We start from the raw sequence: 24,261 nt of genomic DNA, 5'->3' as shown, positions 1-24,261 counted from the left end.
GGAGAGATACATGCACAAGGCGGCACAGGCGTACCTCCAGACTCAGGTGACGACCACATCGCAGGGCGAGCTTCTGCTGCTGCTCTACGACGGTGCGATCAAATTCCTGACGCAGGCGAAGGAACGCATGGCGGCCCGTGACATGGCCGGTAAGGGCGTGCTCATCTCCAAGGCGCTCGACGTCATCAACGAACTCGACAGCAGCCTCAACGCCGAAAAGGGCGGCGAACTGGCAGACAATCTCCACAAGCTCTACTTCTATTGCAGCACCCGACTGCTCAGTGCCAACCTGAAGCTCGACCCCAACCTCATCGACGAGGTCATCAAGGTCCTTTCGGGCTTGCGCGGTGCCTATGCACAAATCGTCAACACGCCCGAAGCGCAGGCAGCCGCCGCCGATGTGGCGGCCCGCCAATCGCCCGCATCCGCCATGCCGCAGCGTGGGGCCCCGGTCATGCCCGGTCTGCCACGCCCGCCCGCGGGTTTCGCGGCCCGTGCGCAAGCCAACGCAGCTTACGGACAGACGACACCGCAGGCCCCAGCCGCAGCTGGCGTGGCTTTCGAAAGGCCTGTCATGCCACCGCCAGCCCACGTGGCCCCCTCCGCGGTACAGGAGGCGACACGCCCCGCACCACAGACCGGCGCGCCAGCCGCCCCCGGTGGCCCTGCCGCCCATGGGCAGACGCCTCCCCCCGCAGCCGCGCACGGCACACTCCCCTTCGCGTCACCGGGCGGACAGACCACCACTGCGCCCGCGCCTCCGGCTGCCCCCTCTGCCCCTTCTAAACAGGCCGTCCCGACGGGACAGGCCGATCATGCCGGACATACCGTGCCCGACGGGCAGGGCATACCGGGCGGTTTCGCCAACAAGCGGCTTGCAGCGAGCAATCTCTACAGGAAGCTGTCACAGGGGTAGGCCTGCCTCGCACGGTGCCAAGCCTGACGTGCTGACGTGCGGAACGCCAGCAGCAACCGGGTGCGACCCCATTCCCCGCAAGTCGCCACGGCATTGCCCACACAGACCTCACCTACCCGAACCGGTATACGACTGCCCCCAGCGTCAACGGAGCCAGCAGTGAAAGGCCAGACCTCTCCTCGCCTTGTGCTGCATATCGCACCTTCCATGGGCTGCGGCGGCACCGAAAAGGTCCTGCAATCGCTCGCCTGCCATATGGATGCGACCCGATACACCTGTGCCGTCTGGTCTCCGCAGGACGGGCCACGAAGTGCCATGCTGCGCGAGGCCGGCGTTGTCGTCCATATAGGGGGCGACCCGGGAATGTGGGCGCGCCGTCTCAAAGCCGACATCGTGCATATCCACCGCGGCGGGTGGCCCACGCCTGCCCTTCTCAGGGCACTACGGGCAGCTTGCCGTACCACACAAGCTGGGTTGACCCTGCCTCGCTTCATCGAGACCAACGTCTTCGGCAGACACGACCCTTCTGCGGCAGCCCGCTGCATCGACCGCACCCTGTTCGTCTCGCACTTCTGCGCCCGCAGGTATGCGGCCGTCCACGGCATTCCCGCGACGCCGCCCCGCTATGACGTACTGTACAACCCCGTGGACACCCGGGTGTTCATCAAGGGTACGCCGCCGCCCGCCGCACGGGACTACAGCCGTCCTGTCATCGGCAGGCTATCACGCCCCGACCCCGGCAAATGGTCACGCCTTGCGCTGGACTTTCTGCCGCTGCTCCGTGGTGAACTTCATGATTTCCGCTACCTTGTGGTCGGCGGCATCCCCGAAGCCGAGTCCTTCGTCTCTGACCATGGCCTAGGCGAACATGTACGCTTCATGCCGCCCCTTCTCGACGACAAGGAACTTGCGGCATTCTACGGCCGCCTCTCCGTCTTCGCCCACGCCAATGACACGGGTGAGAGTTTCGGCCTTGCCATAGCCGAGGCCATGAGCGCGGCCCTGCCCGTCGTGACGCACCCCTGCCCCGAGTTGCGCGACAACGCCCAACTCGAACTGGTACAGCACGGCGTGACGGGCATCGTGGCAGGCAATGCGGAAGAATATGCGGCAGCCATCCTCTGGTTGCTGCGCAACCCCGTCGTCGCCCGACGCATGGGCGAAGCAGGTCGTCAAAAGGCCGTCGAACTGTTCGACATCCGCCGCATCACGCAACGGGCAGCCGACATCTACGACGACGTACTCGCCCATGCCGGGCGCAATATCCCGGAAGGCTAGCCTCGCCCGTTGCGGCGCATCGAGAGGGTCTTCCCCTGCCTGTTCAGGCAGCCCTTCCCTACTCCCGCGGGGCGCTATTCTCTCCCGTGGGCGAGACCTCCCGAAAATGTGATGCGGCCTTGCATCCTGCTTTGGGACGGGGCATTGTTCCGGCAGGAGACGCATGGCTCATGCAGCAGAACACCCCGCCACTTCATGCACTCTGGACGCCGGAGATACTCCGCTGGCGGCTAGGAAGCGCAACGCCCGGAACGCCTTGCGGGGAACAGCCCGAATCGCCACCGGCATCGGCCACAGCATCCGCTGTCGCCTCCCCCATCCCTGATGCCCCCGTGCAGTGTGCGCCCTCCCCCGATGCCGCCGCCTTGCCCGGCATGTCCGCCCCCCGTGAGGCAGCGCTTGCCCCCCCGCACAGTGCCCCCCGCACGCAGCAGGGTGGCAGCCAGCACCCGACCTCCGGCCCGGCATGTCCTGCCGCGTCCAACGTCTCACGCGACATGGAGCGCGTGGCACGCCTCGCAGCCCACGGGGGACGCCGTCACGTCTTGCTGCTCGGCACGCCTTCACGCCACGAAATCGAGACGCTTCTCGGTGCCTTACCGGAACATGTCCGGCTGGTACTGTGCTCCATGTCGCCCGACATGGCACGCGCCCGTCTGGGAACATACTCCACGAATCCAGAAGGTTACCGCACCACGGAGGCAGGCAGTGAACGCGCCCGCAACATCTCTGCCGACGGCCCCATGGGATGTCTCCCGACCGACTCTCCAGCCGTAGCCACGCCATCACCCCACGATGATGCCCCGACGTCTCCCAAGCAGCAGGATGCGAAGCCCCCGTTTCTGCTGCTTTGCGATACATCCCCGTGGGCCTTGCTGCTTCTTCTGCACGACGCCGGTGTCGTCCCGGAGACGACGCTGGTCACCTTCTGTGCCAGTCAGGGCGCCGACGAACGCCCCCTGCTACGGCAACTACGCAAACTCTTTCTCATGGCGACACGGCTTTCGCCCCCATCGCCTCCTGACCCAGCCCCTGTCCTGTCAACCCGGAAAACCCCGCCTTCGGGCGTATCGCCCCTTCATGTCTGCGCCATCCTCCACCCGCATGAACCGGGGCTGGACACCTTCTTCGCGCAAATCCCAAGCTGGCTTTCAGGGGTGACCGCAGTATGGGATGGGGACATCCCCTCCCGCACACCGGGTTGTGCCGTGCCCGTCCGCCATGTCTGCCGCCCCCTTGATGCGGATTTCGCCGCGCAACGCAATGCCATGCTGGATGCCACCCCGCATGAGTGGGTCGTCTACCTCGACGCCGACGAAATCCTCAGCCCCGGCACATGGTCATGCATCCGCACATGGACAAGCCATGCGGCAAGCAGCGGCATTGGTGGCATCGCGCTGCCGCGGCACACGTTTCTGCCTGACGGGCACGACATCCGCGTCGGATTCGGCCTCTGGCCCGACATTCAGCTGCGCCTGTTCCGCAATGCCCCCGGCGTCCGGTTCGAAGGACGCATCCATGAACGGGTCACCGGGCTGCATGGAGGGTTCATCCTCTTGCCGGGGCACCCCATCCTGCACCACAGCCTGACCGGGAAGGACAGGCAAGCCATCGAAGCGCGGTTACGCACTTTCGACATTGCCGCAGGCAGGTCGCTACATCGACTCAGCCACGAATATCCCGGGCTTCCACGACAGGCTTTCGAAGCGGCTGCACGGCACTGGGGTGATGCGGCGCTCTACTTCCGAGACGCCTGAAACGGTGTCACGCCCTTGCCTTGGGCTGCGTCCCGCTATACACTCCCATTGTCATTACAGGCATAAAGGAAACCCCATGCTCATACGTTGTCCTGAATGCGGCTTCGAGAGGGAGGTGGACGAAGGCAGGCTGCCCCCTTCCGCAGCCATCGCCACCTGCCCCAAGTGCCGTTGCAAATTCCGCTTCCGCGACCCGGAAGCCACCATACCGCAGGCCGTGACCCGCGATTCCCATGCGGCCTCCGCATCCCCCGCGTCCCAAGAGTCTCATGGCGCGACGGGCCCCGCCAGTGCGTCGCCCGAAGTCGTCGATGCGACGGCAGCCCCCTCCGGGATGCCCGTTGCCAGCGACCGGGGCGACACGCCCGCATATCCCGAACAACCGGTACAGGCGGACACTCCCGACGCACCAGCTTCAGCACCCGCTGCTGCCTCCGCCTCCGAAGACAGCGGTGACGACCCGCTGCCCCCCGGCGCGGTCATCCCCGGTGCGCCCCGCCACGAGGCACCGGAAGCGTCCCCCGAGGCCGACCGCACCGACAGGGCAGTGCCCCCGTACGTGCAAGGCCGTGCCGACGACAATGCCTCGCCTGCCTCCACCAAGGGCAAGGGCGACACCAAGGGAGATGTGTGGGACGCCGTCTCATCCGTAGGCGACCGCTGGCGCAAGCTCTATGATACGCATATGGCGCAGGGCACACCTCCCAATCCGGACGACGGCACCGGGCAACCCCGCGAGGGCATCCCGTGGGAGAACCTCGACCGCCATGGCTTCTTTCCCGGGCTGTACCAGACCATTCTTCGCGTCATGTTCGGGGCGCCCCGCTTCTTCACGCAAATCGGTTCCGACGGGCCGTCCATGCGGCCGGTGGCCTTCTTCATCCTGCTCGGCATCTTCCAGTCGCTGATGGAACGGCTGTGGTACATCACCACCTTCAACATGCTTGGCCCGAGCATCGACGACCCGCAATTGCATGCGCTTCTGGGCGGCATCGCGCAGGAGTTCGGCATCGGGGCCACGCTGATGCTCTCGCCGTTCACTCTCATCCTGCAACTGGTCTGCGTCACCGGGGCCTACCATTTCATGATGCGCCTCGTGCAGCCCGACAAGGCTCACTTCGGTACCATGCTTCGGGTGGTGAGCTACAGTGCGGCCCCCACGGTGGTGAGCATCGTGCCGCTGCTGGGGCCCACGGTCGGCTCGCTGTGGTTCGTGGCGTGCACCGTCATAGGTGTCAAACACGCCTACAGGCTGCCATGGAGCAGGGTTCTGCTGGCACTTGGCCCGTTGTACATCCTCGCCATCGCCGTGGGTGTCCAGATGCTCAAGATGGTCGTCGCGGGCGGCGGAGCCTAGGAAGGTTTCAGGGCATGTTCCGGTGGTTGCGAAACGTCGTGCGCTCTTGGCGCGAACACCGTGAGCAGGCCCGTATCATCGCCCCGCAGAACCTCCGCACGCTGGCCGACGAACTGCGCGAACTCGCACTCCTGACCGAACGGGCCTCCCCTGTGGATACCTGTGCGCTCTTCAGGCTACGGCGCATCCGCCACGAGATGGACGCCCTGGTGAAACTGACCGAGTCGGCCGAATTCGACCACCTTTCCGTCGAAGAGCGGCTTGAACTGCACGAATCCATATCCCGGGCGTTCGAGCAGGTCCTCGAATCTGCCTATACGTCGCCCGCGCCCACAGCCAGACTGCAGTAATCCCTTCCGGCATCGTTCTTGCTTCGCCTCCGTGGAGACACCTCCTCGGAGGCGTTTTTCCGACACCCGAACAACGGACGCGCCATGCCCCGGTTTGCAGCCATCCTTGTCGCCATGTCGACACTGTTCATCCTCTCATGTGCATCTCCGCCACGCGTCAGCGTGGATATGGACCTCGCCAGCCAACCGACCTTCTACCTCGACGACTGGGTGCGACGCGGCTACCCGCAGGTCATGGTCCGCCCCGAAGGCCGCCCTGAGATACCGCCCAACGCCCTGTTCATGCCGCTTCGCGTCACGCAGCAGATGCAGCACCCTACGCTGGTGGGAACCAACGTCTCACGCATGGTCTGGCAGACGTGGCTTCAGCAGCGGGTCTTTCCGGTCATCGAATTCGCGGACCAGGCCACCCCGTACAGGCAGGACATTGCGTTACGCCTCGCGCGCATGAAGGGAGCGCAGGTGGTCGTGGGCGGCTATGTGACATACTTCGTGGAAGGAGGGACCGCGGGGGATACGCGCGTCTCGTTGCAGATTGAGATTCTCGACGTGGCCTCGGGGCAGCTTCTCTGGTCCATGGCGCACACCGCACTGTTGGAACGCCAGTTCACCAACGACTATCTGCTGTTCGCCACCAAGGCACGCATGCCTTCCGACCCGACATGGGCCGTGGTGCAGACCGTCTCCGCCGACATGGGCAAAGAGGTGCACGACTGGCTCTATCCCCCTGCCCCCAAGGCCCCCTCGAAGCCCGACGCCTTCCAGTAGACGGGCCTTCGCCTCTCACGGTACCGCCTTTCACCTCCGCCTTTCATGCCCTTGGGCCATGGTTGGCGGAGGATTTCGCATCATGCCCGCACGGCCTGATTGCATCTATTTATCGAAATGCGTGCAACGCCCTGTAATCACGCAGGCGAGGCAACCGCCCACAAGCGTATCCGGGCTTGCCTAACCCCCGCCGGGTCTTATATTACGAAGCAAGAAAGTACGTTCCGGCGCGAAATCCGGAAGCGCGCCGTTCCATCGACGCGTGCCCCGCCATCGGGGCACGACGCGTCTTCCGGGCAGCCAACAGGAGTTATAATGATTGGGATTTCCAAGCTTTACTGTGGCCAGGTCGAACCCTCCGACGCGCTCCGCTATGGTCGTAATTCGGGCCAGCTTCCCTCCCACCTGCTTCAGTTCTCCAAGGACAAGAAGCCCGTGGTGGTCTGGAACATGACCCGGCGCTGCAACCTCAAGTGCGTGCACTGTTACGCCAAGGCCGTCGACCCCGAAGGCAAGGATGAAATCAGCACCGAGCAGGCCAAGACCATCATCGACGACCTCGCCCAGTACGGCGCTCCCGTCATGCTCTTCTCCGGCGGCGAACCCCTCGTGCGTCAGGACCTTGTCGAACTTGCCAAGCACGCCACCGGGCGTGGCATGCGTGCCGTCATCTCCACCAACGGCACCCTCATCACCAAGGAGAAGGCCCGCGAACTGAAGGAAGTGGGCCTTTCCTACGTCGGCATCTCGCTCGACGGCGGTGAAGAGGTGCACGACAAGTTCCGCGCCGTGCCCGGCTCGTACCGCAGGGCCCTGCAGGGTATCGAGAACTGCAAGGCCGAAGGGCTCAAGGTGGGGCTGCGCTTCACCATCAACAAGCGCAATCAGAGTGAAGTGCCCAAGCTGTTCCAGCTTCTGCGCGACCTTGAAGTGCCGCGCATCTGCTTCTACCACCTCGTGTACTCCGGTCGCGGTTCCGAACTCATCAAGGAAGACCTCGACCACGCAGAGACCCGCGCCATCGTCGACCTCATCATGGACAAGACCCGCGAACTGTTCGACGCCGGGCTGCCCAAGGAGGTTCTCACCGTCGACAACCATGCCGACGGCCCCTACGTATGGATGCGTATGCTGCGTGAAGACCCGAAGCGCGCCGAAGAGGTGTTCGAGCTTCTCCAGTACAACGAGGGCAACAACTCCGGGCGTGGCATCGGCTGCATCTCGTGGGACGGTCAGGTGCATGCCGACCAGTTCTGGCGCAACCACACCTTCGGAAACGTACTCGAACGGCCCTTCTCCGAAATCTGGGACGACCCGAACATCGAACTGCTGCACAAGCTCAAGGACAAGAAGAAGCACGTGGGCGGCCGTTGCGCCACCTGCCGTTACCTCAACATCTGCGGCGGCAACTTCCGCGCCCGCGCCGAAGCCTACTACGGCGACGAATGGGCACAGGACCCTGCCTGCTACCTCACCGACGACGAAATCCGCGCGTAGGGGGCCGAGATGGGAGACTTCTTCAGAGGCCGTCGGCTACGTCGCACGGCGGCCCTGCGTGAACTCGTCCGCGAGAACGTGGTCTGTGCCGCCGACCTCATCATGCCCTATTTCGTGGTCGAGACCGACGAACCCGCGTTCCGCAAGGAGATAGGGGCCATGCCCGGCCAGTTCCAGCTTTCGTTGCAGGAACTGGAGAAGCAGGTCGAAGCGGCCGTGGCGAAGGGGCTGCGTGCCGTCATCCTCTTCGGCATCCCCAAGGTCAAGGACTACAAGGGCAGCGAAGCCTACAACAAGGACGGCATCGTGCAGCAGGCAGTTCGTCTGCTGAAGAAACGCTGGCCCGCCCTCGTTGTCGTCACCGACGTCTGCCTGTGCGAATACACCGACCACGGTCATTGCGGGCTTGTGCGACAGGGAGACACCTCCGGCGAAGTGCACAACGACCCCACCCTGTCGCTACTGACCAAGGCCGCCGTCTCGCATGCCGAAGCCGGGGCCGACATCGTGGCACCGTCCGACATGATGGACGGGCGTGTGCAGGCCATACGCGCCGGACTCGACGCCAACGGCTTCTCCCACATCCCGGTCATGTCCTATGCGGTGAAGTATGCCTCGTCCTTCTACGGCCCGTTCCGCGAAGCCGCAGAATCGACACCGCAATTCGGCGACCGCAAGACCTACCAGATGGACCCTGCCAACAGCCGCGAAGCCATGCGCGAAGCCGCTGCCGACGTGGACGAGGACGCTGACTTCCTCATCGTCAAACCGGCAGGACCCTACCTCGACATCATCAGACAGGTGCGCGACAACTTCGACCTGCCTGTTGTCGCCTATCAGGTGAGCGGTGAATATTCCATGATCCGTGCAGCCGGTATCAACGGCTGGATCAACGAAGAGGCCGTGATCATGGAGTCGCTTCTCGGCATGAAGCGTGCAGGATGCGACCTCATCATCACCTACTTCACCGAAGAGCTTCTCGCCAAAGGGCTGGTGCGCTGATGGATGACATCAAGACCAAGGTCGGGCACCCCGGCGGGCCCCCGGCTGGGCATCCGGGCGGACATCCGGGCGGCGGCATGGGAGCGCATCCCACTGCCCACGGACCACGCACCCTCGAAGATGGAAGCCCCACCTGCAAGCTCATCGCGTGGGAAGTGACCCGGTCGTGCAACCTCGCCTGCAAGCATTGCAGGGCCGAGGCGCACATGGAACCCTACCCCGGCGAGTTCTCCACCGACGAAGCCAAGGCGCTCATCGACACCTTCCCCGACGTTGGCAACCCCATCATCATCTTCACGGGTGGCGACCCCATGATGCGTGGCGACGTGTACGAACTCATCGCCTATGCCACGGACAAGGGACTGCGCTGCGTCATGTCGCCCAACGGCACGCTCATCACGCCGGAACACGCACAGCGCATGAAGGCATCCGGCGTACAACGGTGCTCCATCTCCATAGATGGGCCCGATGCCGCCAGCCATGACGCGTTCAGAGGTGTACCCGGGGCATTCGAACAGTCCATGAGGGGCATCGGCTACCTGCGCGACGCGGGCATCGAGTTCCAGATCAACACCACGGTCACCCGCGACAACCTGCATAGCTTCAAGGACATCTTCAAGCTGTGCGAACGCATCGGTGCCGTGGCATGGCACATCTTCCTGCTCGTGCCCACCGGAAGGGCCGCCGGTCTCTCCGACCAGGTCATCTCCGCCGCCGAGTACGAGGAAGTGCTCAACTGGTTCTACGACTTCCGCAAGACGACCTCCATGCATCTCAAGGCCACATGCGCCCCCCACTACTACCGCATCATGCGCCAGCGCGCCAAGGAAGAGGGCGTGTCCGTCACCCCTGACAACTTCGGCATGGACGCGATGACACGTGGTTGCCTTGGAGGCACAGGGTTCTGCTTCATCAGCCACACCGGGCAGGTGCAGCCATGCGGCTACCTTGAGCTCGACTGCGGTAACGTCCGGAACACGCCCTTCCCCGAGATATGGCGCAAGTCCGAGCACTTCAGGCAGTTCCGCACGCAGGAGGAATACACCGGCAAGTGCGGCCCTTGCGAGTATCACAAGGTCTGCGGCGGTTGCCGGGCACGTGCCTACAACATGTCGGGTGACCACATGGCTGAAGAGCCGCTGTGCTCGTACAAACCGCGTCGTATGACGCCCTGCCGCTAGGAGAAGGCCATGACGGAAGCGCACAACGCATGCTGTCACCCGTCCGGGACGGCGGCAGGTCACCACGGCGCAGGGAAAGCCTCCACCGACATGATGGACGCCGTCGACCGCCGGTTGCTCGACATCATCCAGACGGGATTTCCCATTGAGCCCAGACCCTACGCCGTTCTGGGCGAGACGCTTGGCATCACGGAATGCGAAGCGCTGGCGCGCGTTCGCGCCCTGCGCGAACGCAAGGTCATCCGCCGTCTGGGAGCCAACTTCGATTCATGGAAGCTGGGGTTCCGTTCCACACTCTGCGCCGCCAAGGTGCCCGAAGACCGCATCGACGCCTTCGTGGCCGAGGTCAACAGGCACGTGAACGTCACGCACAACTACCTGCGGAATCACGAATACAACATCTGGTTCACCTGCATCTGCCCTTCGTGGGAGCAGGTATGCTCGCTGCTTGACGGCATCACCGAACGCACGGGCATCCCCATTCTCAACCTGCCTGCCACGAAGCTTTACAAGATTCGTGTGGACTTCAGGATGGATTAGCCAGCATCCACCAACGACGCGCCTTATGAACGAGACGCCCCGCGGCACCACCGTGGGGCGTCTTGACGTGATAGCCCCTCATTGTTCGCTGGAAAGGCGGAATGCCCGCCACCAGCCTTCCCTGACAGCCCCCTCTTCACGGGTACACCTCAACGTGCCTGCGGCGCACCGGACAGCCGCAACGACAGTGAGCCTCTTTGCATCACTATTCCGGGTCATTAGGGCCTGTTCAAAGCTGGTAACAGCCGACGGTCACCGTACTCGCGAAGTCGCCTCATGGCTTTGGCCCCACACCCCGGTGTAGCGCGTTATCGCACCCTCGCACCGACGCGCGGTTTCGAGGGGAACGCCCCGCCCTGCCACTATCCGCGCAATCGTCTCATGTTCCGAAGCCAACCATAGTCGTCCTCGCCATGAAGAGACAACTCGGCGGGCAATGTACGGGGTCGGGTGACACGGATGCGAAACGCCCTTATCATGCACCCATGAATCGGCATGGCATGAACAGACGAGGCCAGAACAGGACGGGCGAAGACCGCCCTGAACCAGCCGGTACGGCGTCACCGCGCCAAACCCGTGATGCGGCCAAGGATACAAGGCTCGCTCTCACGCTCCCCCCTGACGCCATCGACGACAAGGCGTGGGAACAGATAGAGAACGTCCTCTCCCTCGACTGTCTCGTCAGGCTCGCCATCATGCCCGATGTCCATGCAGGATACGACCTGTGCATCGGCGGAGTCGCCCTTCTCGCAGGCACCATCAGTCCGGGCTTCGTCGGCTACGACATCGGTTGCGGCATGTGCCACGTCAACACAGGTCGCACAGTCGACGAACTGCTGCCCGACGCGTTGTCGCGTCAGCGACTGTTCGATCGCATCCTGCACGATATCCCCGTGGGAACCGATATGCGAGGGCCCGGAGAGTTCGATGCTCCGCGCTTCCTTTCAGCATCCGGCGACAAGGGGCTGACGGCAAGTGTGGTGGCGAAGGCCGCGCGCCAGATGGCGACCCTCGGTGGAGGCAATCATTTCATCGAGGTGGGGGTCAACAGCCGAAGCGAAGTCGGCATCACGCTGCATTCCGGCTCACGCCGTCCGGGATGGGACATAGCAGCGTGGTACATGCGGCAAGGACGCCTCTTCGCGCTGCGTACTCCTATGGGGCAGGCTTACCTCAAGGATATGCAATGGGCGCAGGAGTACGCGCTGGCCAACAGGCGTGCCATGCTCGCACTTGTCCTCAAGGCCTTTCCATCGCTGGACGAAGCCACCATCTCGCACCTGCTGGCATCTACAATCAACGAGAACCACAACCACGCCGAGGTCGATGGCGCAAACGTACTGCATCGCAAAGGTGCGACCCCCGCCGCGTCGGGACAACCGGGCATCATCCCCGCCAATCAGCGTGACGGCGTATACATCACGCGAGGCCTCGGCAACGCGTACTATCTTTCGTCGGCTTCACACGGCGCAGGACGGGTCATGTCGCGACAGAAGGCGCGCGCCCATATCGAGCAAATGACATTCGAGCGGCAGATGCACGGCATTCTCTGCCGCACAGACAAGGGAGTTCTCGACGAGGCCCCTGACGCCTACAAACCCATTGCCCCGGTTCTTGCCGCACAGGACGGCCTACTCGTGGATGTGGTCGACCACTTCAGACCGGTTGTGGTGATCAAGGGCTGAACAGGGCAGACACGGGTGATGCAATACAGGTTCGCGCTGCCCCGTCAGCCCGGATTCAACGCCCGGACACACTCGAATCGGGCAGGTAGCTTGCGCGAATCTGCTTCAGCGCCCCCTTCTCAAGCAGGTCGCGCATCGCATCATCGAATAATGCAATCCGTGGCACAAACCGGGATTTTCTGGAAAAGCCCAGATACAATCGGGTATGGGCATCAGGCCGGTATGGCGCGACGACCACTCTCTCCAGCAATCCAGCCTCTGCCAGTTCGTAGTCGACCTGACAGTCCGTGCCCACCATGACATCCACACGTCCTGCCAGAAGCAATTCCAGCAGTTGCCTTTCTGTCGGCACCGCATACTTCTGCAACTTCGTATCGCTGTCGAACGGCTCGAAGTAACGAGACTGGGCGACATAGCCCACCCGCATCCCTTCGAGGTCATCATAGGTCAAGACTGCGCGCCTTGCGCCGGCCAGAATGTAGAACCGGGGCGAGCAGGTATAATAACTCGTCGGCACGTACCTGATGTACACTTCGCGTTCAGCGCTTTTCGCCAAGCCGATCATGGCGTCCGCAGCTCCCGTCTCGAGCATCTTCAGACACCTGCCCCATGGTGCCCGTGAAATCCGCAGACGTAGTCCAAGGCTGGTGCTCAGCGCCTTCAGGATATCCACATCGATGCCCACAAGCCCCGTTTCCTGCTCGATGCGAAAGGGCGGCCAGACGTCTGTGACGACGTGCCACTCCAGTCCTGCCAGAGACGTTCGCACAGCGTCATCGGCTATCGAGGGCGACTCGGACCAGAGAGCGGCACAACATGCGAACACGATGATAAGACAGTGCCTGAGTTTCATGGCAGCCAACCTGTCGGCAATAGTGTATGCTACTACTATTAGCCAAATTCGCAGGTCATGTGAACCTGATGAGAATATACTCCTGATCAGAATCCCCACCACCACGCCTTCAGCGCATTGTCCCCGCAGTCAGGCTTCATTAACTGGACAAGGGCTGAAATGAAAAAGGCCCGACCGGATGGTCGGGCCCTGATGGCATGAAGACGGGGGCGACTAGAAGCCGAAGCCGTCGTCGCTGGCACCGCTGGCACCGAAACCGAAGGTATCGGGCACGCCACCGTCGGAAGAGGACGACTCTTCAAAGCCGGCAGGTTCAGCGGCAGCATCACCCGCAACAGCTGCTGCACCTGCAGCGGCGACGGGCAGGTTCTTGAGGGCATCCTTCACGGCGCGGGAGACGATGTCCTTCACGCTGCTTTCGATTTCCTTCTCGTCGATGGCGACCTTACCCTGGAAGGGAGCAAGCTCCTTGCGAAGGTTGCCGATGTCGCCATTGAGGCCCTGCACCTTCTGTTCGCTCTGGGCGAGCTTCTTCTCAAGGTCGGCAGCCTGTCCCTTGAACGGGGTCAGTTCCTTCACCTGGCCCTTGAGGCCTTCGATTTCACCGGCCTGTGCGGCGATGGTCGCCTTGTATTCGGCGATACGGTCAAGAACACCGTTGATGGCGGCGAGTTCAGCAGCGGGGATGGGCTGAAGCGATACGTTGTCGCCGAGACGGCCACATTCCTTCTTCACCCAGTCTTCGTAGCTGCCGACTTCGCTGTAGGCGCACTGCATGAACGGAGGATGCTGGCTGAACAGCCACCCCTTGGCGATGGGTGCCACAGCGGCTTCGTCCTCGGCGGCGAGGTCACGCTGGGCAAGGTAGCCAAGAAGATCGGACACGGCAGCCCCGTTCTTTCCGGCGATGAGGCCCAGAACGGCATCCATTTTGAACATTCTACGACCTTCGTCAGACATTTCGGCCTCCTGATTCTCTTTCGGAGAAAGTTGCATTCTCGGTTTGCGTCCTGATGTCGGCGCGCCGCAGCGCGCCGACCGGTGTTCTGCTAACGACGACCCATTGCGCGCACATAGGTGATGGCGGCGGTACGGTACACAAGGTGCCCGAGCTTGGACCAGGGCAGGTACGCGAACAGCATCCAGACCACCACGAGGTGCAGGTAGTAGACGAAGTAGGCAACCGGAGCGATGCCCGCAAGGCGGAACAGCTGGCTCAGGACGCCGGTGACGGCGACAGCCCAGATGACTCCGAGAAGATACCAGTCGTAGTAGTTCGACGAGGACTTCTTGGGGTCGAGGCTGCGACGGCGGATGGTCAGCAGAGCCAGACCGCCGAGCAGGAGGACGGCACCGATGTTGGCGAGTATCTTGACGGGGAACAGCAGGGGCATCGGCGTATGCAGGGCAATGGCCGGGAACACCTTGCCACCCCAGTGACCGGCGGCGACGATGGCGGTGACGATGGCGAGGAAGACGAAGCCGTAGAAGACGCCAAGGTGACCGACCTTGCGGTCTGACTTGTCATCGCCGCAATCCTTGAACTTCTTGTGCGTCATGACCTCTTCGAGGATGACGTCCACAAGATGCAGCACCCAGTGCTTGGTCTTGCCAAGCATCAACGTCGTGCCTTCAGGCTTGAACGACGCAAGCAGCTTCACTGTTCCCTTCCACATGATGGCGACCATCGAGAAGAAGGTGAGGATGAAGATGGGGTCTACGGTGTAGTCGCCGGGGAACAGCTTGCCGAAGACGATTTCGCCCTGCGGGATGGCAGACCCGTTGACGCCCGCCATGATCATCCAGATGACCGCCCAGAGGACTGCGGGGATACCGAAGAGGATGGGCAGGTACTTGGACGAAGTGAGCCACTTGGCCACGACAGCGGGCTGGGTCAGGCGCTGGTAGGCCATGTTGCGAAGTGCGGCCAACAGGTCGCCGGGCTTGGCGCCACGGGGGCACAGGTCGGAACAGGTTCCGCAGTTGTGGCACAGCCAGATGTCGGGGTCGTTCAGCAGACGGTCCTTCAGACCCCAAGAGGCCCAGACCATCTCCTTACGGGGATAGGGGTTGCTTGCCGGGGAGATGGGGCAGGCGACACTGCAGGTAGCGCACTGATAGCACTTCTTGAGCGACTCCCCACCGACGGCCTGCAGTTCTTTGACGAACTCAAGATCGGGTTGAATCCTGACGGATTGAGCCATGTTCCATCTCCTCCTAGTAGCCCTTGAACGGGTTCGGACCCTTCTCGAAGATCATGTTCATGAAGCCTTCGATCATGCCCGGCAGCTTGTCGTACTCGTCGATGGCGACTTCGTACTGCTCCACACGGTCGGGTTCCACGCCAAGGCGGTTCAGCGTCTCGGCGATGTTCTCCTTGCGGCGGTTGCAGATTTCAGAGCCCTTGACGAAGTGGCACTGGTAGTCGTCACCGTACTTGCAGCCCAGCATCATGACACCGTCGATACCCTTCGACATGGCGTCGGCAACCCATATGGCGTTGACCGAACCAAGGCAGCGGACGGGGATGATGCGGACATAGGGGCTCCACGGCTTGCCACGGAGAGCGGCCATGTCGAGCGCGGGGTAGGCGTCGTTCTCGCAGGCGAGGATGATGACGCGGGGGCCACCCTTCTTCATGTCTGCGGGGACGTTCACTTCGCGGATCATCGAACCGATCTGGTCGATGTTGTAGTTGGCGAAGGAGATGACGCGCTCGGGGCAGGCACCCATGCAGGTACCGCAACGGCGGCAGCGGCTGTAGTTGGGCTTCGGAGTGCCCTTCTCGTCGTCATCAAGGGCGCCGAAGGGGCATTCTTCCGTGCAGCGCTTGCACTGGGTGCAGCGCACGAAGTTGAAGATGGGGTACGAGAGGTCGCCTGAACGGGGATGCACGGCAACACCGCGATTGGCGGACTCGATGCACTGGATGGCCTTCATGGCCGCACCGATGGCGTCTTCCTCGCACGAATCGAGCGTCATGGGCTGGCGCACGCAACCGGCTGCGTAGACACCGGTACGCCGGGTCTCGTAGGGGAAGCAGATGTAGTTCGAGTCGGCAAAACCGTCGAAGAGGTCGAGGTCCGGGAAGCCGGGGCCCTGACGGTATTCGAAGTTCATGATGGCGTCCTTCGCAGTGGAAGGCACGATGCCTGTGGGCAGCACCACCATGTCCACGTCGATCTGGATGTCATCGCCGATGAGCGTGTTGTCGCAGAGCACGCTAACGGTACCGTTGGCACCTTCGCGGACTTCGCGGATGTCGGCCTTGCTCATCATGATGCCGAGACGGTCCTGTGCGGCCTTGTAGTAGCGCTCGTGGATACCCTGCACCACCATGCTGTCGTACAGGATGAACGCCTGCGCGCCCTCGAACTTGTCACAGACGTAGTTGGCCTGCTTGAGGGCAACCACGCTGCTGATGGAGTTGGAGTACGGCAGATGGCGGATGCTCTCGAGGTCCTTGCACTTGGGGCCAGCCTCTTCGCCTTCGGCAGGAGCCTCGGCGGCAGCTTCGGCGGGAGCGGCCTCGTCAGCGCAGAAGGGAGCGTAGATGTCGCCGCCGTCGCACAGTGACGTGTTCAGGATGAAGGCAACACGACGGGCGGTCATGGTGCCTTCCTTGACCATTTTCTCGAACTCGGCGGAGGTCACCACGTTGGGGACATTGCCGTAGCCAAGAGGAGCAAGCAGCTTGGCATCCTGCGGCTGCCAGCCCGTGGCAAGGACCACGGCACCAACGGCGATCTCTTCATCGCCAGTGGGGGTCTTGACGATGGCGGTGAACTCGCCGGGCATGCCCGCCAGCTTGGTCAGGACAGAGCCCTTGAGCACCTTGATGTTCGCGTCGGACTCGACGTCGGCGATCTTCTGCTCGATGCCGGTGGCATGTGCCTCGACATACGGGGCATGAAGCGGGATGGTCTGGTGCAGGTTCAGGGTCTTGCCGCCAAGGACATCACCCTTTTCGACGAGAACGACCTCAAGGCCTGCGATGGAGGCGTTGCGGGCAGCCGTAAGGCCCGTCCAGCCACCACCCAGCACCAGCACCCGGCGCACGCTCTCGACAGGGGCGGCTTCAGGAGCCGTCGTCTTCTGCAACCGGACAACACCCATGTTCAGGTAGTCGGTGGCAAGGTTGACGAGCAGTTCAGGAGCGTCATCCCCTTCCTCGACAGTGGAGCCGTCGGGGTTCTTGTAGGACAGGACACACTGTTCGCGAAGGTTAACACGGTCGACGATGACACCATCGAACTTGTAGAGGTCCCAGTCAACGCGGGGGGAGGTACCGCAGAGCAGGACACCGTCAAGTTCGTTCTCTTCGATGTCGGCGCGAATCTCGTCCCGCGCCTTCTCGGCTGCGAGGACGGGAAGCACCTTGACCACGGGGGTCAGCGTTCCCCACTTCTTCGAGACGCCGTCGGACAGGGCTTCGACATCAAGGCCGCCGCCGATGCTCGACTGGTCAAAATAGACGCCAATTCTGCTGGCCATTATGGTCTACCTCCCTCTCACCGTTTGAATCGCTTTGAGCGCGGCGCTGGTGCCCGATTGGGCAGAGCGCATGACATCAAGGGGCTTCTGGGCGCAGCCCGCCGCGAAGATGCCCTTCTCTTCGCCGCCGACGATGAAGCCGTCTTCATCGACAGGTACATCGAACGGCAGCTTCTGACCCGCGAGGCTCGGCTGCATACCGGTAGCGAGGACGACCATGTCGTAGCGCACCTTACGCTTTTCGCCCTTGACGGCATCCTCGACCTCGACGATGACGTCGCCGGTTGCCGTATCCTCTTCGACGCCAGCGACCTTGCCCTTCACGAGGTTGATCTTCTCGTCGGCTCGCACCTTGCGCATGAACTTGTCGTAACGCCCGGGTGTGCGCAGGTCGATGTAGTACACGGTGACTTCGGCATCGGGGTACTGCTCTCGCACGTACAGGGCCTGCTTCAGGGAGGCCATGCAGCAGATGTACGAGCAGAAGTTCAGGTGATTCTGGTCACGCGAACCGGCACACTGAACGAAGGCTATCTTCCTGGGTGACTTCCCGTCACCGGGGCGGGTGATGGCGCCCTTGGTGGGGCCACAGGCGGCAGCAAGACGCTCGAGCTGCATGTTGCTCACACAGTTGGCGATCTTGCCAGCACCGAGATTCGAAAGATTGGTCACGTCGTAGGGCTTCCATCCTGTGGCGAGCACGATGGACCCGACGGAAAGCTCGATTTCGCGCGGCCCTTCGTTCAGGTCGCAGAACGCACTTGCGCCGACCTTGAGCTGGTCGGCCTGCGAAAGGGCGTTCTTGTCGAGAACGTAGCGATTGGGGAAGGCGAAGGGAGTGGACAGATACAGGGGCTTGCGCTTTGCGAGGCCAAGTTCGAACTCGTTTTCGACCTCGCCTTCAAGTGCACCGGCAAGCATGGAGAGGTCTGCGCTGTTGGGAACGGTGTGCCGGGGTTCGATGCGGACGGAGACGGTGTAATTGCCCTTCTCCCCTTTCACTGCTGTCACCTGCGCCTGCGTGAAGAACTTGATGTTGGGGTTCTTCTTGATGCGCTGGAACTGGATTTCCAGGCCGCAGGACGGGGGACAGAGTTTAGGGAAGTACTTGTTCAGCTGGGCGACCCGACCTCCAAGAAACGGACTTTTCTCGACGATGAACACTTCATAGCCGACTTCAGCGGCTTCGATGGCGGCCGTGAGCCCGCTGAATCCGCCTCCGACGACGAGTATGGAGTTCGACATCCTTGGTATCCTCCCTACGTGTTTTGGCCTTCATCAACACGGCCTAAGCCCAGACAATAAGGCGTGCTTACTGCCCCGGCTTAGGCCGTCCGGGTGAAAGTGAAAAGGGCGGTTGCGGTACCCCGCAACCGCCCTGGTGCTCATCCTATTCGGGGATGATCTGGTAGTAGGCCTTCTTGAAGATCTTGGTCTCGCCAGTGGCGGGATCGTACTTCGAGTTCACGAAGCACTTCCACTTGGAGTCGTCCAGACCCATGAAGTCGGCGCGGTAGTAGAAGCCGGGGTAACGGGACTCTTCGCGGAAGCGGATGTGCTGCATGTGCAGGCGCACGGTCCACAGGCGATGGTAGTTTTCCCAGCAGCGGAGCAGTTCGTGCAGGTCGCGAGCGGCCAGCTTCAGCGAGTCTTCTTCGAGCATGCCGAGGAGGCTGAAGCCCGTATCAAGAGCCGCGGCCGAAGTGGTGTAGTAGGTACCCACGCCACCGCCGTATTCGTCGGTGCACTTCACGAGGCGCATCATGAAGTTCTTGGGCGTGATGTAGGACGGGTTCACCACGGGGTCGGTCGAAGCGGCCTTGCCTTCCATGTAGTTGTAGTACGGACGGTAGATGAGCTTCACCAGCTCGTCCGCGCTTTCCTTGATGGCGGGCTTGTAATCCTTGTGGTCGAGGCACCAGCGGACCATCTGCTTGCCGCAGATACGGCCTTCGGCGTGCGAACCGGAGGAGAACTTGTGGCCGGAGGCGCCAACGCCGTCAGCGCAGGTCCACAGACCTTCGACGGTGGTCATGCGGTTGTAGATCTTGCCGTTGGAAGCGCGCACCTTGTAGTCTTCGGGCACCCACTTCTCGTCGGGACCGGAAACCCAGATACCGCAGCAACCGGAGTGCGAACCGAGCAGGTAAGGCTCGGTGGGCATGATTTCAGAACCGCGCTCTTCGGGCTGGATGTTCATCGAAGCCCAGAGGTTGGCCTGACCCACGCACATGTCGAGGAAGTCTTCCCAAGCTTCGGACTCGAGGTGCTTCTGCTGCTCGGGGGTCATGTTCGCGAAGGTGGACTGCAGGGCGGTCTTGGTGTCCATGTAGATGGGACCACGACCTTCGCGCATTTCGCGAAGCATCATGTGGTTACGCAGGCAGGTCGGGATGACGTGGCCCTTGGCGTAGCCGCGGTCTTCGTAGGGCTTGAGCATTGCGCGGTTGGTGGCGCAGTAGTCTTCACCCTTGTAGTTGGTGGCCTTCGCCTTGAACAGAAGGAACCATGCGCCAACCGGGCCGTAACCGTCCTTGAAGCGGGCGGGGACGAAGCGGTTTTCCATCATGGTCATTTCGGCGCCGACCTGGGCACACATGGTGTAGGTCGAACCGGCGTTCCACACGGGGTACCATGCACGGCCCATGCCTTCACCGGTGGAGCGGGGCTTGTACACGTTGACCGCGCCGCCACAGGCAACCAGCATGGCGTTGGAGCGGAAGATGTGCACTTCGTTGGCGCGCAGGTTGAAGCCCACGGCGCCAGCCACGCGGTTGGGGGTGTTGGCGTCGAGCAGCAGCTTCACGATGAAGATGCGCTCCATGATGCGGGCTTCACCAAGGGCGTTCTTCGCAGCTTCGGCGACGATGCACTTGTAGGATTCACCGTTGATCATGATCTGCCAACGACCGGAGCGGACCGGGTCGTCGCCGTTGCGGAGCGACTTGCCAGCGGCCTTGGCCTGGGCACCGTCGAGGTTGTGACCATGCTCGTCCTTGATCCAGCAGGGCAGGCCCCACTCTTCGAACAGATGGACGGAGTCGTCGACGTGACGGCCAAGGTCGAAGATGAGGTCTTCGCGAACGAGGCCCATGAGGTCGGTACGAACCATGCGGACGTAGTCGTCGGCGTCGTTCTTACCAAGGTAGGTATTGATGGCGGACAGGCCCTGGGCAACGGCGCCGGAGCGCTCGAGGGAGGCCTTGTCGATCAGCAGGATCTTCAGTTCAGGAGCGTACTTGTCGGCCCAGCGGACGGCTTCGAAAGCGGTACCGCACGCGCCCATGCCGCCACCGACGATGAGAAGGTCAACATCATGTTCCTTCACGGTCGGTTCGGCGATGGCAACACCCTTCGGCTGTTCCTTAACGGGAATCATCGGCATGATTTAATCTCCTTATCGCACCAAGTTGCGTTGTTGTCCGCTTAGCGGTTGCCGCCCTGACAGCCGGTCTCGTACCAGCACTGGGAGGTCTCGGCGTCGGTCACATCGAACTTCTTGCCAAGGGCTTCCTTCGGAGCGGTGAGAGCCGTCTCGGTGAAGAGAAGTTCGCTTTCGAGGTCGCCAGCTTCGGGCTTGCCTTCGAAAGGCTTGATGGAACCTTCAGGAGTGGTGCGGATGGGGAACTTGAAACGCTTGACGTTGCCGTTGCGGAACTTGACCGTCCACATGATGGAGTCGGCGGAGCGCATCGGGATGCAGGTGCCGCCCATGGGGGCGAAGTCGGCGTAGGGACGAGCGGTGATGGCGCCCTGGGGGCAAATCTTCACGCAGGAGTAGCATTCCCAACAGGCTTCGGGTTCCTGGTTGTAGGCCCGCATTTCCTCGGGATCGAGGATCATCAGGTCGTTGGGGCAGATGTACATGCAAGCGGTCTTTTCACCACCCTTGCAACCGTCGCACTTGGACGGATCAACATAAGTCGGCATACCTTATCCTCCAACTCAAACAGAATTAAGGGTTTGCTTGGCAGCCTCAGCCGGATTCACCACCTTTCGGTGGAGGCTGAAAAAGTAGGTTCGGGGGCCTACCTTTTCGGACTTCACCGCAACACTTCGTTGTGGGGAGCCCGCTGCGCTTGTGATGGAATTAACAATGTCACCCCTGATGTGTCAAGCGACTTGTACTCTTCTTTCACAAGCTGCCTTCAACCTTCGGAAATCAAACACTTTTATGAGAAGACATCCCACACGGGTGTTTGTGGCGAACCTGACGACAACTGAACTTGAGCGCAAATTGAGTACAACGTCCAGACCGTTGACGCAAGAGGGATTCGTACCGGCACCCCCGAGTTGAGCACTTTTTTCACGAACTGCCCCCGTGCTCCATCTTCATGTCGTCCAGACTACAATCCAGTGACAGCGCCCCCCTGCTTTTCATCTCTTTCACAAAGCCCACACGACAGGTATACTGACTGGAGGTGTCCCTGTCGTCATTTCACTGACCGTTGCCACCCGACAAGCGTACCCAGACCATAAGGAGACTTCCGGAGTCGCCATTGCCTGCAAGCCCGGCGCCTGCCATGTGAACAAACCATATGATCCATGCCCGCCCGCGTAATTGCTGCGCAATCGCCTCGACTTGCCCATCTCCCCGAAAGCCCCGCCAGCACCACCCGACATTGCCTGTTCCTTTTCTCTTGCGAGCAATGGCTTTTCAGGCTAGGTGGAACGCCAATCACACAACTCCCGCAAGGCATACCATGCAAGATAACAGTCATCATCGTTCCCCGCTCCAGTCCCTTCTGGACATCGACCGGGAACTGGCACGGCTTCTCGCGCGTCGCGCACGCCTCCTGAATAAGGCGACCGGCGGCCGCAAAGGCTCCGACCCCGCGCTTGAAAAGCAACTCCGGCAGGCATGGGAGAAACATGCCGCGCGCCTGAGCCGCGACCCCCGCTTCGTCCACCAACTCTTCACGCTCCTGCAGGAGGTCGACGTCATCGACCGTGACGAGGAGGACACGCGCCCCGGCTTCAATCTTTCGCCTTCCCGAAGGGCCGTCGATGTGAACATCGATGCGCCCGCCTCCATCAGGCAGACCCGCCTCTGGCTGGCGCTTGCCACAGCCGCCGCGTCCGAGGTCACCATCAGGGGAGCGCTCATCAACGACCCGATGATCGACTTCGTCAAAGCGCTGAACCAGTCCGGTGCGTCCATCTCATGGGACGAGGCTGGCAACGTTCACGCCAAGGCCGGGTGCCCTCTCGATTTCTCGGACAAGGTCGTCTACATCGGCGAAGATGCGCTCAACCTGTACCTGCTCATCTTTCTTGCCATCGGAGCCCAGTCCCATCTCAAGATCACAGGTGGCGCAGCGCTCAAGCTCGCCGACCTCTCCGCCCTTTCGCACTTCCTGCCCGGACTCGGGGCGCGCCTCACCAACGTGGTGCCCAAGACCAAGGGCCTTCCCGTCCGCCTCGAATCCTCCGGCATCCTGCCTGACGATGTGACCGTTCCCGACGACCTGCCCGCCGAGGCGCTGTGCGCACTTCTTCTGGCTGCATCGTTCTGGCCGGGCACCGTCACGTTGCGGCTTCCCGCCACGCCGGTGTCGGCTTCGTGCCTCGCCGCGGTGCTTCCGCTGCTGCATGAAGCAGGCATCAAGGCCACGGCAGACGGCGACACCGTGCGCATCACATCCGGCACGATGACCATTCCCGCTGAACCCGCTCTCGCCATGGAGCCCCTTGTCGCGACCTACCTGCTGGGCCTTCCCGCCGTGGCCGGTGGCAACGTGCGGCTGACGGGCCTCTGGCCTGCCGCATGTGCCGAGGCTGAAGCGGCCATCGCCCTGCTCAAGGCCGGTGGCCTCGAAGTGAAGCGCGACAAGGACGGCATTGCCTCGACCTACGCGGCCGTACCCGGCGACATGGATGCACCGCTCGCCACCCTGCCCCCCGCATACGCACCCCTTGCCGTGCTGCTCGCCGCCGCGACCTTCGCCTCGGAGAAGCCCGCACGCATGCCCGCCCTCCCGGCCGGCACGGATGCCCTTGCCGCGACGGGCCTTCTCGGACAACTGGGCCTTGAGGCCGATGCCGAGGACGGTGCCCTTACCCGTGTGGAGACCGACATCCCCGGTGCCGGATGGGCAAGCCCCGCTCCCGAATGGTCGATGGCCCTCGCCTTCGGCTCGTTCCTGCGCAGCGGGTTGAGGCTGGCCAACCCCGGCAACATCACCGAACTGATGCCCGCCTTCTGGGCCCTGTTCAACGGCTTGCCCTCTCCCGACCTGAAGCCCAAGCCGAAGGAGATTATCGATGCCAAACCTGCCAGACGACGCATCATTGCCGGATGACATCCCCACTCTTGAGGCCCAGATAGGTGAGATAGAGCAGGCCAAAGCGGATTGCGAAGCGGCCCTGCGTCGCCTCACCGAAGCCGAAGACCACGCCAAGGGTGTCTTCTTCGCGCAAGAAATCCATGAGGCGCGGCAGTTGCGTCTGCAACTCGAGGTGCAGAAGGAACTGCGCCGCGTGCGCATCAACCGCATCCGCCTCAACGTATCCCCGTTCTAGCATCCCACCGGCGGCGGCACCCCTCGCATGAGGTGTCGCCGCCGTCGTCATGCGGGCCGTC

At 62.4% G+C, this 24,261-nt stretch carries 20 protein-coding genes; 13 read left to right on the top strand and 7 right to left on the bottom strand.

Annotated elements, in window-relative coordinates; translation table 11 throughout:
- Positions 1-10: 10 nt before the first annotated feature.
- The 11 genes from fliS to DVU_RS04030 all read left to right on the top strand — a co-directional run bounded on the left by fliS (position 11) and on the right by DVU_RS04030 (position 12,331).
- Entirely contained in the window at positions 11-916 is a 906-nt protein-coding gene (fliS, locus tag DVU_RS04080) for a flagellar export chaperone FliS (protein ID WP_010938161.1), read from the top strand.
- Positions 917-1,075: 159 nt separating this feature from the next.
- Positions 1,076-2,194: a glycosyltransferase family 4 protein gene (locus DVU_RS04075; RefSeq protein WP_010938160.1), complete on the top strand. Its 1,119-nt coding sequence runs from the start codon at positions 1,076-1,078 to the stop codon at positions 2,192-2,194.
- 170 nt (positions 2,195-2,364) lie between these two features.
- Positions 2,365-3,951 carry a glycosyltransferase family protein gene (locus DVU_RS04070; RefSeq protein ID WP_010940669.1) on the top strand — a complete coding sequence of 529 codons (1,587 nt, stop codon included), beginning with the start codon at positions 2,365-2,367 and terminating at the stop codon, positions 3,949-3,951.
- A gap of 76 nt (positions 3,952-4,027) precedes the next feature.
- The gene (locus tag DVU_RS04065) at positions 4,028-5,308 is read left to right on the top strand and encodes a YIP1 family protein (RefSeq protein WP_014524282.1); all 1,281 of its coding nucleotides are present in this window, start codon (positions 4,028-4,030) and stop codon (positions 5,306-5,308) included.
- 14 nt (positions 5,309-5,322) lie between these two features.
- On the top strand, positions 5,323-5,658 hold the full coding sequence (locus DVU_RS04060; RefSeq protein ID WP_011792671.1) for a hypothetical protein: 336 nt from the start codon (positions 5,323-5,325) through the stop codon (positions 5,656-5,658).
- A gap of 84 nt (positions 5,659-5,742) precedes the next feature.
- Positions 5,743-6,426: a lipoprotein gene (locus DVU_RS04055; RefSeq protein WP_010938158.1), complete on the top strand. Its 684-nt coding sequence runs from the start codon at positions 5,743-5,745 to the stop codon at positions 6,424-6,426.
- Positions 6,427-6,741: 315 nt separating this feature from the next.
- On the top strand, positions 6,742-7,923 hold the full coding sequence (gene ahbC / locus DVU_RS04050) for a 12,18-didecarboxysiroheme deacetylase (RefSeq protein WP_010938157.1): 1,182 nt from the start codon (positions 6,742-6,744) through the stop codon (positions 7,921-7,923).
- A 9-nt stretch (positions 7,924-7,932) separates the two neighbouring features.
- Positions 7,933-8,925, top strand: a complete 993-nt coding sequence (gene hemB / locus DVU_RS04045) for a porphobilinogen synthase (protein WP_010938156.1) — start codon at positions 7,933-7,935, stop codon at positions 8,923-8,925.
- Positions 8,925-10,106: a heme b synthase gene (ahbD, locus tag DVU_RS04040; protein WP_014524281.1), complete on the top strand. Its 1,182-nt coding sequence runs from the start codon at positions 8,925-8,927 to the stop codon at positions 10,104-10,106. The genes hemB and ahbD overlap by 1 nt, the downstream gene beginning before the upstream one ends.
- A gap of 9 nt (positions 10,107-10,115) precedes the next feature.
- On the top strand, positions 10,116-10,646 hold the full coding sequence (gene ahbA / locus DVU_RS04035; RefSeq protein ID WP_010938154.1) for a siroheme decarboxylase subunit alpha: 531 nt from the start codon (positions 10,116-10,118) through the stop codon (positions 10,644-10,646).
- A 500-nt stretch (positions 10,647-11,146) separates the two neighbouring features.
- Positions 11,147-12,331, top strand: coding sequence for an RtcB family protein (locus DVU_RS04030; protein WP_014524280.1), 1,185 nt, complete (start codon positions 11,147-11,149; stop codon positions 12,329-12,331).
- 55 nt (positions 12,332-12,386) lie between these two features.
- Here DVU_RS04030 and DVU_RS04025 read toward each other — a convergent pair whose 3' ends face one another.
- The 7 genes from DVU_RS04025 to aprB form a co-directional block, all read right to left on the bottom strand.
- On the bottom strand, positions 12,387-13,184 hold the full coding sequence (locus tag DVU_RS04025) for a substrate-binding periplasmic protein (RefSeq protein ID WP_010938152.1): 798 nt from the start codon (positions 13,182-13,184) through the stop codon (positions 12,387-12,389).
- 213 nt (positions 13,185-13,397) lie between these two features.
- Complete coding sequence (locus DVU_RS04020; RefSeq protein ID WP_010938151.1) at positions 13,398-14,144, bottom strand: hypothetical protein; 747 nt, start codon at positions 14,142-14,144, stop codon at positions 13,398-13,400.
- A gap of 89 nt (positions 14,145-14,233) precedes the next feature.
- The gene (gene qmoC, locus DVU_RS04015; RefSeq protein ID WP_010938150.1) at positions 14,234-15,388 is read right to left on the bottom strand and encodes a quinone-interacting membrane-bound oxidoreductase complex subunit QmoC; all 1,155 of its coding nucleotides are present in this window, start codon (positions 15,386-15,388) and stop codon (positions 14,234-14,236) included.
- 13 nt (positions 15,389-15,401) lie between these two features.
- Positions 15,402-17,678 carry a hydrogenase iron-sulfur subunit gene (locus DVU_RS04010; protein ID WP_010938149.1) on the bottom strand — a complete coding sequence of 759 codons (2,277 nt, stop codon included), beginning with the start codon at positions 17,676-17,678 and terminating at the stop codon, positions 15,402-15,404.
- Between the two features lie 6 nt (positions 17,679-17,684).
- Positions 17,685-18,923, bottom strand: a complete 1,239-nt coding sequence (locus DVU_RS04005; protein WP_010938148.1) for a CoB--CoM heterodisulfide reductase iron-sulfur subunit A family protein — start codon at positions 18,921-18,923, stop codon at positions 17,685-17,687.
- Positions 18,924-19,068: 145 nt separating this feature from the next.
- On the bottom strand, positions 19,069-21,063 hold the full coding sequence (gene aprA, locus DVU_RS04000) for an adenylyl-sulfate reductase subunit alpha (protein WP_010938147.1): 1,995 nt from the start codon (positions 21,061-21,063) through the stop codon (positions 19,069-19,071).
- Positions 21,064-21,104: 41 nt separating this feature from the next.
- Positions 21,105-21,608, bottom strand: coding sequence for an adenylyl-sulfate reductase subunit beta (aprB, locus tag DVU_RS03995; protein WP_010938146.1), 504 nt, complete (start codon positions 21,606-21,608; stop codon positions 21,105-21,107).
- Positions 21,609-22,381: 773 nt separating this feature from the next.
- Between aprB and DVU_RS03990 the strand changes: the two genes are divergently transcribed.
- Both DVU_RS03990 and DVU_RS03985 read left to right on the top strand, forming a co-directional pair.
- Complete coding sequence (locus DVU_RS03990) at positions 22,382-23,980, top strand: 3-phosphoshikimate 1-carboxyvinyltransferase (RefSeq protein ID WP_010938144.1); 1,599 nt, start codon at positions 22,382-22,384, stop codon at positions 23,978-23,980.
- Positions 23,943-24,200, top strand: coding sequence for a hypothetical protein (locus DVU_RS03985; protein WP_014524279.1), 258 nt, complete (start codon positions 23,943-23,945; stop codon positions 24,198-24,200). Before DVU_RS03990 ends, DVU_RS03985 begins: the two co-directional genes overlap by 38 nt.
- Positions 24,201-24,261 lie beyond the last annotated feature (61 nt).

Origin of the sequence: Nitratidesulfovibrio vulgaris str. Hildenborough, from assembly GCF_000195755.1 — a bacterium.
GTDB lineage: Bacteria > Desulfobacterota > Desulfovibrionia > Desulfovibrionales > Desulfovibrionaceae > Nitratidesulfovibrio > Nitratidesulfovibrio vulgaris.
This window is presented reverse-complemented; position numbering and strand designations above follow the sequence as displayed.

Coding starts and splice junctions, on each gene's coding strand:
- fliS (WP_010938161.1), top strand. CDS start 11: ATGCACAAGGCGGCACAGGCGTACCTCCAGACTCAGGTGACGACCACA.
- DVU_RS04070 (WP_010940669.1), top strand. CDS start 2,365: ATGCAGCAGAACACCCCGCCACTTCATGCACTCTGGACGCCGGAGATA.
- DVU_RS04065 (WP_014524282.1), top strand. CDS start 4,028: ATGCTCATACGTTGTCCTGAATGCGGCTTCGAGAGGGAGGTGGACGAA.
- DVU_RS04060 (WP_011792671.1), top strand. CDS start 5,323: ATGTTCCGGTGGTTGCGAAACGTCGTGCGCTCTTGGCGCGAACACCGT.
- DVU_RS04055 (WP_010938158.1), top strand. CDS start 5,743: ATGCCCCGGTTTGCAGCCATCCTTGTCGCCATGTCGACACTGTTCATC.
- ahbC (WP_010938157.1), top strand. CDS start 6,742: ATGATTGGGATTTCCAAGCTTTACTGTGGCCAGGTCGAACCCTCCGAC.
- hemB (WP_010938156.1), top strand. CDS start 7,933: ATGGGAGACTTCTTCAGAGGCCGTCGGCTACGTCGCACGGCGGCCCTG.
- ahbD (WP_014524281.1), top strand. CDS start 8,925: ATGGATGACATCAAGACCAAGGTCGGGCACCCCGGCGGGCCCCCGGCT.
- ahbA (WP_010938154.1), top strand. CDS start 10,116: ATGACGGAAGCGCACAACGCATGCTGTCACCCGTCCGGGACGGCGGCA.
- DVU_RS04030 (WP_014524280.1), top strand. CDS start 11,147: ATGAACAGACGAGGCCAGAACAGGACGGGCGAAGACCGCCCTGAACCA.
- DVU_RS04025 (WP_010938152.1), bottom strand. CDS start 13,184: ATGAAACTCAGGCACTGTCTTATCATCGTGTTCGCATGTTGTGCCGCT.
- DVU_RS04020 (WP_010938151.1), bottom strand. CDS start 14,144: ATGTCTGACGAAGGTCGTAGAATGTTCAAAATGGATGCCGTTCTGGGC.
- qmoC (WP_010938150.1), bottom strand. CDS start 15,388: ATGGCTCAATCCGTCAGGATTCAACCCGATCTTGAGTTCGTCAAAGAA.
- DVU_RS04010 (WP_010938149.1), bottom strand. CDS start 17,678: ATGGCCAGCAGAATTGGCGTCTATTTTGACCAGTCGAGCATCGGCGGC.
- DVU_RS04005 (WP_010938148.1), bottom strand. CDS start 18,923: ATGTCGAACTCCATACTCGTCGTCGGAGGCGGATTCAGCGGGCTCACG.
- aprA (WP_010938147.1), bottom strand. CDS start 21,063: ATGCCGATGATTCCCGTTAAGGAACAGCCGAAGGGTGTTGCCATCGCC.
- aprB (WP_010938146.1), bottom strand. CDS start 21,608: ATGCCGACTTATGTTGATCCGTCCAAGTGCGACGGTTGCAAGGGTGGT.
- DVU_RS03990 (WP_010938144.1), top strand. CDS start 22,382: ATGCAAGATAACAGTCATCATCGTTCCCCGCTCCAGTCCCTTCTGGAC.
- DVU_RS03985 (WP_014524279.1), top strand. CDS start 23,943: ATGCCAAACCTGCCAGACGACGCATCATTGCCGGATGACATCCCCACT.